Annotated in this window: 8 protein-coding genes; all 8 read right to left on the bottom strand. The window is 69.0% G+C overall.

Annotated features, from left to right (window positions below):
* The coding region (locus CFN78_RS27450; RefSeq protein WP_133116498.1) for a DUF485 domain-containing protein at positions 1–211 on the bottom strand (211 nt) is incomplete at its 3' end.
* 444 nt (positions 212–655) lie between these two features.
* On the bottom strand, positions 656–2,428 hold the full coding sequence (locus tag CFN78_RS27445; protein ID WP_094866103.1) for a sodium/solute symporter: 1,773 nt from the start codon (positions 2,426–2,428) through the stop codon (positions 656–658).
* 64 nt (positions 2,429–2,492) lie between these two features.
* A complete protein-coding gene (locus CFN78_RS27440; protein ID WP_094866101.1) occupies positions 2,493–3,026 on the bottom strand; it encodes a hypothetical protein in 534 nt (177 codons plus the stop codon).
* 6 nt (positions 3,027–3,032) lie between these two features.
* Positions 3,033–3,866: a LytR/AlgR family response regulator transcription factor gene (locus CFN78_RS27435; RefSeq protein WP_094866098.1), complete on the bottom strand. Its 834-nt coding sequence runs from the start codon at positions 3,864–3,866 to the stop codon at positions 3,033–3,035.
* Positions 3,867–3,995: 129 nt separating this feature from the next.
* Positions 3,996–4,841, bottom strand: a complete 846-nt coding sequence (locus tag CFN78_RS27430) for a S49 family peptidase (RefSeq protein ID WP_094866096.1) — start codon at positions 4,839–4,841, stop codon at positions 3,996–3,998.
* A 61-nt stretch (positions 4,842–4,902) separates the two neighbouring features.
* The gene (locus tag CFN78_RS27425) at positions 4,903–6,273 is read right to left on the bottom strand and encodes a sensor histidine kinase (RefSeq protein ID WP_094866115.1); all 1,371 of its coding nucleotides are present in this window, start codon (positions 6,271–6,273) and stop codon (positions 4,903–4,905) included.
* Between the two features lie 284 nt (positions 6,274–6,557).
* Positions 6,558–7,412 carry an Fpg/Nei family DNA glycosylase gene (locus tag CFN78_RS27420; RefSeq protein ID WP_094866094.1) on the bottom strand — a complete coding sequence of 285 codons (855 nt, stop codon included), beginning with the start codon at positions 7,410–7,412 and terminating at the stop codon, positions 6,558–6,560.
* A 2-nt stretch (positions 7,413–7,414) separates the two neighbouring features.
* Positions 7,415–7,855, bottom strand: coding sequence for a DUF983 domain-containing protein (locus CFN78_RS27415; RefSeq protein WP_094866092.1), 441 nt, complete (start codon positions 7,853–7,855; stop codon positions 7,415–7,417).
* Between the last annotated feature and the right edge of the window lie 72 nt (positions 7,856–7,927).

The raw sequence follows: 7,927 nt of genomic DNA, 5'->3' as shown, positions 1-7,927 counted from the left end.
TATTCCCCACAACCTTCGTCGACATAAACCCATGCGCATAATCCGCCAACAACACATACAACAAATACCAAACCAAAAACAAACCCGTCATCGGGAACACGAACACCCGCAGGCGCCGCTTCAACTCGGTGAAATCGGGTTCGCTCTGCACCCGCTCCCACTCGTTCCAGCTCTCCGGTTCGGAAGCGCCCCGGTCCTCGGTGCTGCTCATTTGTAGACCTCCCCGCACATGCCAGCGCGATGTAGGTGCCGTCGTGCCCACTTGCCTTCGCTCCTCAGGTACTTCCTGCTCGAGGGTCGGCCGGTCACCGGCACGACACGGATCCGTACTTTGCGTACGGGCAGGTCACGCACCGTAGGAGTTCCTCTACTGCCACGTAAGCCCCCGATCAGGGAAACCTTCCAGTCCCCTGGGTGACTTACTGTTGACTAGTCGCGTCCTTGTCTGTTCGATCCGACATCACGGCTGATCATGCTCCTCAGCACCCCGGCTCCGAGAGCACCCAACTGAGTGATGCGTTTAACGCAAGGTGCCGGTATTCCCAGAGGTCGCCGACCGAACGGTGGAAAATTCAGACACCGGCCGGGAAGCTGGGGGCGCTCGATCGGGTCGCCCATCCGGCCGTGCCCGCCGCCCACCCGCATGTAACGTCGATCACTTCCGGTGGCGGCCTCGTGCCATCCGGACCCGCTCCTCGGCCTGGCCGAATCGCGCCACCGCCCGGTCCCGCATGAACCCGAGACGGTCCGGGGCGTGCAGCCGCAGCATCACCCGGTTCACATCGTCGGGAATGCGATGCCGGGTCGCCAGGCTGACCAGGACCGTGGTGGCGAACGCGGCGGTCACCGTGAACAGTGCGGGCTGCAGCGTCCACCAGGGCGCGATGCCACCACCGGCCGCGACCGTGACGTTGAAGACGAGCGCGATGAGCACCAGGCCACCGCCGACGCTCATGCCGGCCATCGCCCCCGCCCAGGTGAGCTTGCGCCACCAGATGCCGAGCACCAGCAACGGGGAGAACGTGGACGCGGCGAGCGCGAACGACATGCCGACGCTCAGCGAGAGGCCGCCCGACTTCACCGTCACCGCGAGCACCATCGGCACGATCGCGACGATCACCGCGGCGAGCCGGAAATCCCGCACCCGGCCGGGAAGCACGTCCGTCGACAACACCCCGGCGACACTCACCAGCAGGCCCGAGGACGTGGAGAGGAACGCCGCGAACGCACCGGCCGCGATGACGGCACCGAGGATCTGCCCCCAGACGCCGGGCACCATCGCCATCGGCAGCAACAGCACCGCGGCATCCGTCTCACCGGTCACCAGCAACTGCGGCACGAAGATCCGGGACAGGGCCCCGAGAATCACCGGGAACAGGTAGAACAGGCCGAGCAGCAGCAGGACGTGCACGGTCGTGCGGCGGGCCGCCTTGCCGTCCGGGTTGGTGTAAAAGCGGACCAGCACGTGCGGCAGGCCCATCGTGCCGAGGAAGGTCGCGAAGATCAGCGAGTACGTCTTCAGCAGGCCCTCGAGGCCGCTGGAGCCGGGACGCACCCAGCTCTCGTTGTCCGTCGCGCCACCGGTCACCACCGGCACCCGGGAACCCGCCTCGAAGGTGAGCGTGCTGCCCTCCGCGGCCCGGTGCTCGGTCTCCGGGCCCCAGACCTCGGTCTCGCTCGCTCCGGCCTTGTCGCGCACCTCGACCAGGGTGGGCGACTCCACCTGTAAGGCGACGCCGGTCCGCACCGAGACAGTGGTGCGCTCGTCGAACTGCGGCGGCGCGGGCGAGCCGAGCGCGCCCCCGCCGGAGCCGGAGGTGAGGAACACCGCGCACAGCACGAACGCGGGCGCGGCGATGGTGAACAGCTTGAGCCAGTACTGGAACGCCTGGAGGACGGTGATCGCCCGCATGCCACCGAGGATGACGTTGATCGTCACCACGACCATCACCAGCACGGCGCCCACCCACACCGGTGTTTTGGTGATCATGGACAGGGCGAGGCCGGCGCCCTGGAGCTGCGGTACCAGATAGATCATGCCGATGAACACGACGAACGCCGTCGCGAACCGGCGCAGCGGCACCGATCCCAGTCGCGCCTCGACGAAGTCCGGCAGCGTGTACGCGCCGGAGCGCCGCAGCGGCGCCGCGACGAACAGCATCAACGCCAGGTAGCCCGCGGTGAAGCCGATCGGGTACCAGAGCGCGTCCGCGCCCTCGGACAGCACGATGCCGGCGATTCCGAGGAAGGAGGCCGCGGAGAGGTACTCGCCGGAGATGGCCGCGGCATTGCGGCGGGAACGCACCGTGCGGCGGGCGACGAGGAAGTCGTGGGTACTGGTCGCGAACCGCGAGGAGCGGTAGCCCAGCGAGAAGGTGACCGCCGCGACAAGCACGACGGCGGCCAGCGCCCACGGATTGAACTGCACGTCGCCGATCCTCGCACCCTCAGTATCGGGGGTGCGCGCGGTAGCGGTGACGAGGTGGCACGCCTCAGCTCTCGATCATGTCGACGAAGTCGCGTTCGTTGCGTTCGGCACGGCGGTTGTACAGCAGCCCGGCGACGAACAGCAGCGGAAAGGGCAGCACGCCGAGCAGCAGCCACGCGAGCGGGACACCGACCACGGAGGTCATGGCGAACGTCGGCGAGAGGAAGAACGCGACCGGCAGCGCGCCGAGCACCAGCAGCACCACCGCGGCCACCGTGACGCCGGTGCGCAACTGCCTGCGGGCGAGGTCCTGGATCAACACCTCACCCCAGGTGGTCTGTTCCTCCAGTTCGACGCGCGCCCGCAGTGTGGTGACCGCCTGTTTGGGGTCGGCGAGCACGACGCGCTGCCTGCGTGGCTTGAGGTGCTGCTCGGGTTCGCGGAGGCTGGAGTCCAGTTCGTCCCGCAACTGTTCGAACGGGTCCCTGGGCACGGGTTCCACGGTCGCCGGGTCCCGTCGCCACACGACGTTCTTGCCCAGCGTCGGGTCGGGTTCGCGAGTGCCGTCGGCCTTGCGGTGGAACTCGTCGGCGCCCACCGTGGGCTATCCGTTCCTCGATGAGCCGACCAGCCGGTCCTTGAGTTCCCGGGTGTGCCGCCTGCTCACCGGGAGCACCTTCTCCTCGTCGCCGATGACGACCTGGTAGCCGCCCTGGCCCATGCGCAGCTCGGTGATCAGCCCGAGCGCGACCAGGAAGGAACGGTGGATACGCACGAAACCGGCCTTCTCCCAGCGTTCCTCGAGCTGAGCCAGCGGGATGCGGACGAGGTGGCTGCCCTCGGTGGTGAACAACCGCGCGTAGTCGCCCTGCGCCTCGACCCAGCGGACGCTGGACCGCGGGATCAGTTTCGTGGTGCCGGCGAGCTCGACGGGGATGACCTCCTCGTCCGGCCGCACCGGGTCGGCACCGCTGCCGGGAGCCTCCGGCGGCGGCGCGCTGTTCAGCTTGTCGAGCACGCGGGAGATGGCCCGGTCGAGCCGGTCCTGCCGCGCGGGCTTGAGCACGTAGTCGACGGCGCCGAGGTCGAAGGCGTTGACCGCCTCCTCCGCGTGACCGGTGACGAACACCAGCTCGGGCGCGGGGCTCAGCGCCGCGAAGACGCGCGACATCTCCATGCCGGACAGGCCGGGCATGTCGAGGTCGGCGAACACGGCGTCGACCGGGGGCAGGCCGCGCGCCTTGCGCTCGGCCAGCTCCTGATCGTCGGACCCGAGCAGGCGCAGCGCCTCGGACGCGTCGAGGGCTTGGAAAACCCGCCCTACGTGGGGGTTCGACCGCAGGCAGTGGGTCAGCTGATCCAGGCCGGGCAGCTCGTCGTCGACGGCGAGAACGACCAGCCTTCGGGTGTCGTCGTGTGCACTCACAGTGATACGCATACTGCCGACTGCCCGCGCCCGTGTCTAGACCGAATGCGGTAATCGATTCGGCGATTCCGTTGCCATGGACGGATTTCCGTTACCCCGCAACGAGAACCGCCCACACTTGGATATTCGTGCGCGGAGGGGTCACAGTCCGAAACGGGACCAGGTCGCGCGCCGTTCGGCGACGTCCAGCAGCGCGCTCGCCACCCCGGGGGCGCCGACGCCGAGACGGGCGAGCAGCGGCTTGCGGGACTCGGTCACGGTGATCTCGGCATCGGGGAAGCGTTCGCCGATGACCTCGCGCAGGTTGCCGACGCCGTCCACCAGCCCCAGCTCCGCCGCGCGGGCGCCGAGCCAGACGTCCCCGCTGAACAGGTTCTCCTCCTTGCTCAGCTTGCCGCCGCGTCGCTGCGTCACCCAGTCGACGAACAGGTCGTGGAGTTGCGTGTGCAGCTTTTTCAGCCACTCGACGTCCTCGGGGCGCTCCGGGCTGAACGGATCGAGCCGCGTCTTGTTCTCGCCGGCATGGTAGAGCCTGCGTTCCACCCCGAAGCGCTCCAGCAGGCCGGGGAAGCCGAAACCGCCGGTGACCACGCCGATCGAACCCACCATGGACGTGCGGTGCGCGTAGATCTCGTCGGCGGCGCAGGCGATCCAGTACCCGCCGGAGGCGGCGATGTCCTCGGTGAAGGCGAGCACCGGGACCTTCTTCTCGTCGGCGAGCTGGCGAATCCGCTCCGCGATCAGGCCGGACTGGGTCGGCGCGCCGCCCGGCGAGTTGACCTGGAGCGCGACGGCCTTGAGCCGGTCGTGGTCGAACGCCCTGCGCAGCGCCGATTCGACGTTCGCCGCGCTGATGGTGCCCCTGGCCAGCGGCGACCCCTGCGGAGTGATCACCCCGTGCAGCTTGACGACGGCGACCACGTCGCCGCGGTCGCGCGCTTCGCCCAGCTTCGGGATCCGGGAGGTCAGCTTGTTCGTCACGCTCATGCCAGCCACCCTACGTGCCCGGCGGGTCACCTCGCCGAGGTCGCCGGGCGCCTGCCGGGCCTCAGCCGGCCTGCGAGGTGCGGCCGTGCGCGGACCGGGACGCCGCGTGCCGGGACGGCCCGCGGTACGCGGGCATGCCACCCGGCGCAGGCCCCGCGACGGGGCCGCGTGGCGCGGGCGGACGAGCCGGCGACTGCTCGTCGGCGGCGGACTGTTCCGGGACGTCGTAGTCGGGCAGGTCCGGGCGCATCCCGCGGACGAACTTCGGCACCCGCATGGTCACCTTCATGCCCGCTCCGGGCGCGGTCTCCACGACGAGCGTGTGGTCGGTCCCGAACACCTGGCCCATCCGCCGGTTGATGCCGGTCAGGCCGATGTGCTCGCTGCTGCTGGAGTCCTTCATCCCGTCCAGCAAACCCGGGTCCATGCCGACGCCGTCGTCCTCGATGCTGATCAGCGCCTCGGTGCCGTAGTCCTGCGCGGTGACGGTGATCGTCCCGCCGCCGGGCTTTCCCGCCAGCCCGTGCTTGACGGCGTTCTCCACCAGCGGCTGGATCAGCAGGAACGGAACCACCACGGACAGCACCTCGGGGGCGATCTTCAGCCGCACCTGGAGCCTGCCGCCGAAGCGGGCGCTCTCGATCGTCAGGTACCGATCGATATTGCGCAGTTCCTCCGAGAGAGTGGTGAACAACCCGTCGGCCCGGAAGCAGTAGCGGGTGAAGTCGGCGAACTCCTGCAGCAGTTCGCGGGCTTCCTCTGGATCGGTCCGGATCAGCGAGGAAATGGTGTTCAGCGCGTTGTACACGAAGTGCGGGGAGATCTGCGCCCGCAGCGCCTTGATCTCCGCCTGCTGCAACTGGTGTTTGGAGTCCTCCAGCCGGGACAGCTCGAACTGCGTGCAGACGAACTGCGCGACCGCGTCCGCCATCTGCACCAGGCGCTTGCCCCTGGTCCGGCCGACGACGATCAGCACCGCCTGCGTCTTGCTCTCCACGATCAGCGGGACGAGCACGGCGGTGCGCATCCGGCAGGTGCCGCGGTGATTGCAGGGCAACTTCTCGTGCGCGACGACCTCACGGCGGTGCTGGCTCCGCGCGGCGGCGACCCCGTCCTCCAGGTCCGCGTAGTGCTCGTTCGCCTCGCCGTCCCAGGACAACAGGTGGCCCCGGCCGTCGGTGATCCCCACGGCGACGCACTTGAGCATTTCCAGCAACTGCGTGGTGATCCGGTCGGCGGAGTTCTGGTCCAGCCCTTCGCGCAGGTCGGAGGTCGCCTTGGACATCCGGTGCACGGCTTCGAGTACCGCGTCGTCGACGTCCTTGCCGGGGCGGCGGGCCCGGAACAGCACGGCGACCAGCACCACCACGCAGAGCACGGCGACGCCCCAGGGCAGCACGGCCGCGATCGGCAGGCCGGACACGACGTCAATGCTCTGCGCCAGAGGTGTTCGACGCGGTGACACCACGGCTGTCGTTACTCCCTTTCGTGCGAGGCCCATCCGGACGGGCCTCTCGGCGTGCAGGGCCACAACATACCGCCACCACGGCCGATACGGGACCGCCTCGCGGGTAGCCCCACTTCCGCCCGGTTACCCCGCACCCCCTCACCCGGACGGGGCGCAAATCGCAATACGTCGACATATTGCGGGGGCGCGGACCGCAATATGTCGACGTATTGCGGTTTGGGTGCTCCATGTGAGTGATGGTGCGGGGGTTACTTGAGCAGGCGGGACATCCGGCGGTCGGCGAGGGGTTTGCCGCCCGTCTGGCAGGTCGCGCAGTACTGGAACGCCTTGTCCGCGAAGGAGATCTCCCGGACGGTGTCGCCGCAGACCGGGCAGGGCAGTCCCGTCCGCGCGTGCACGCGCAGGCCGGAACGCTTCTCCCCCTTGAGCCGCGCCGCGGCCTGGCCGACGGAGCGGGAGACGGCGTCGGTGAGGATGTGCTGCAAGGCCTCCGCGAGACGTTCCAGCGCGCCCTCGTCCAGCTTGCCCGCCGTGGCATAGGGGGAAAGTTTCGCCATGTGCATGATCTCGTCGGAGTAGGCGTTGCCGACGCCTGCCATCACCGACTGGTCGGTGAGCGTGGTCTTGAGCCGGGAGGTGCGGCCCTTGAACAGCTCGCCGAGTCCGGCGGCGTCCAGCGAGAGCGCGTCCTGGCCGAGCCGGGCGATGCTCGCCACCTCGGCCGGCTCGCGGACGATCCACACGGCGAGCCCCTTCTTGGTACCCGCCTCGGTGAGGTCGAACCCGGGGCCGCCGAGGTGTAGGCGGAAGGCGATCGGCCCCTTGCCGGGCTTGGGCGGGGCGGGCGCGAGGGCGTCCGACCAGCGCAGCCAGCCGGCCCGGGCGAGGTGGACGATCAAGTGGAAGTCGTTGCCCACGCTGAGATCCAGGTGCTTGCCGTGCCTTCCGGCCGCAGTCACCTCCAGCCCGTGCAATTCAGTCCACTGTGGACTGAACGTCTTGAGTACCGAGAGCGAGGCGACGTCGACGCGGGTGACCGTGCGCCCGACGGCGTGCTCACGAAGGTGATGTGCGAGCGCTTCGACCTCGGGCAACTCGGGCATGGCTACTCCACTGGACGTAACGGGCCGTCGAAGTCCGGCAGCGCGTACTTCTTGATCGACTTCGCGACCTTCGCCATCTCGCCGCGCACGGTGAAGAAGCCGCGGATGGTGCCGACCCACCGTTCGCTCGGCTTCTCCCCGTTCTGGTCACCGTCGGTCTCGGCGACGACCGTCCACGGGCGGCGCAGGATCCAGCGCAGCGGGAAGAACAGCGCCAGCAGCAGCAGCGCGAGCGGAATCCAGGTGGGGACCACGACATCGGCAGGGCGCCAGATCACCAGCACGATCCCCAGCAGGATGCACACGCCCATCATCACGATGCCGGGCGTGTAACTGCCCGCGACGTCGTGGTCGAAGTCGTCGCCGATGGCGGGGCGGCGCCACTCCATCTGGCCGCGGACCACCCAGTCCCGGCCGTCAGAGCCCTGAACCACCCGGGTCATCTAGTCCTCCTGGTACGCCGTCGAGCGAACGTGCTCAACCGTACCGTGATCCTCCCGGAGGGCGGTATGCGC

The organism is Amycolatopsis antarctica (assembly GCF_002262875.1).
In the GTDB taxonomy this organism is placed as follows: Bacteria; Actinomycetota; Actinomycetes; order Mycobacteriales; family Pseudonocardiaceae; genus Amycolatopsis; species Amycolatopsis antarctica.
This window is presented reverse-complemented; position numbering and strand designations above follow the sequence as displayed.

Coding starts and splice junctions, on each gene's coding strand:
- CFN78_RS27435 (WP_094866098.1), bottom strand. CDS start 3,866: ATGCGTATCACTGTGAGTGCACACGACGACACCCGAAGGCTGGTCGTT.
- CFN78_RS27430 (WP_094866096.1), bottom strand. CDS start 4,841: ATGAGCGTGACGAACAAGCTGACCTCCCGGATCCCGAAGCTGGGCGAA.
- CFN78_RS27420 (WP_094866094.1), bottom strand. CDS start 7,412: ATGCCCGAGTTGCCCGAGGTCGAAGCGCTCGCACATCACCTTCGTGAG.
- CFN78_RS27415 (WP_094866092.1), bottom strand. CDS start 7,855: ATGACCCGGGTGGTTCAGGGCTCTGACGGCCGGGACTGGGTGGTCCGC.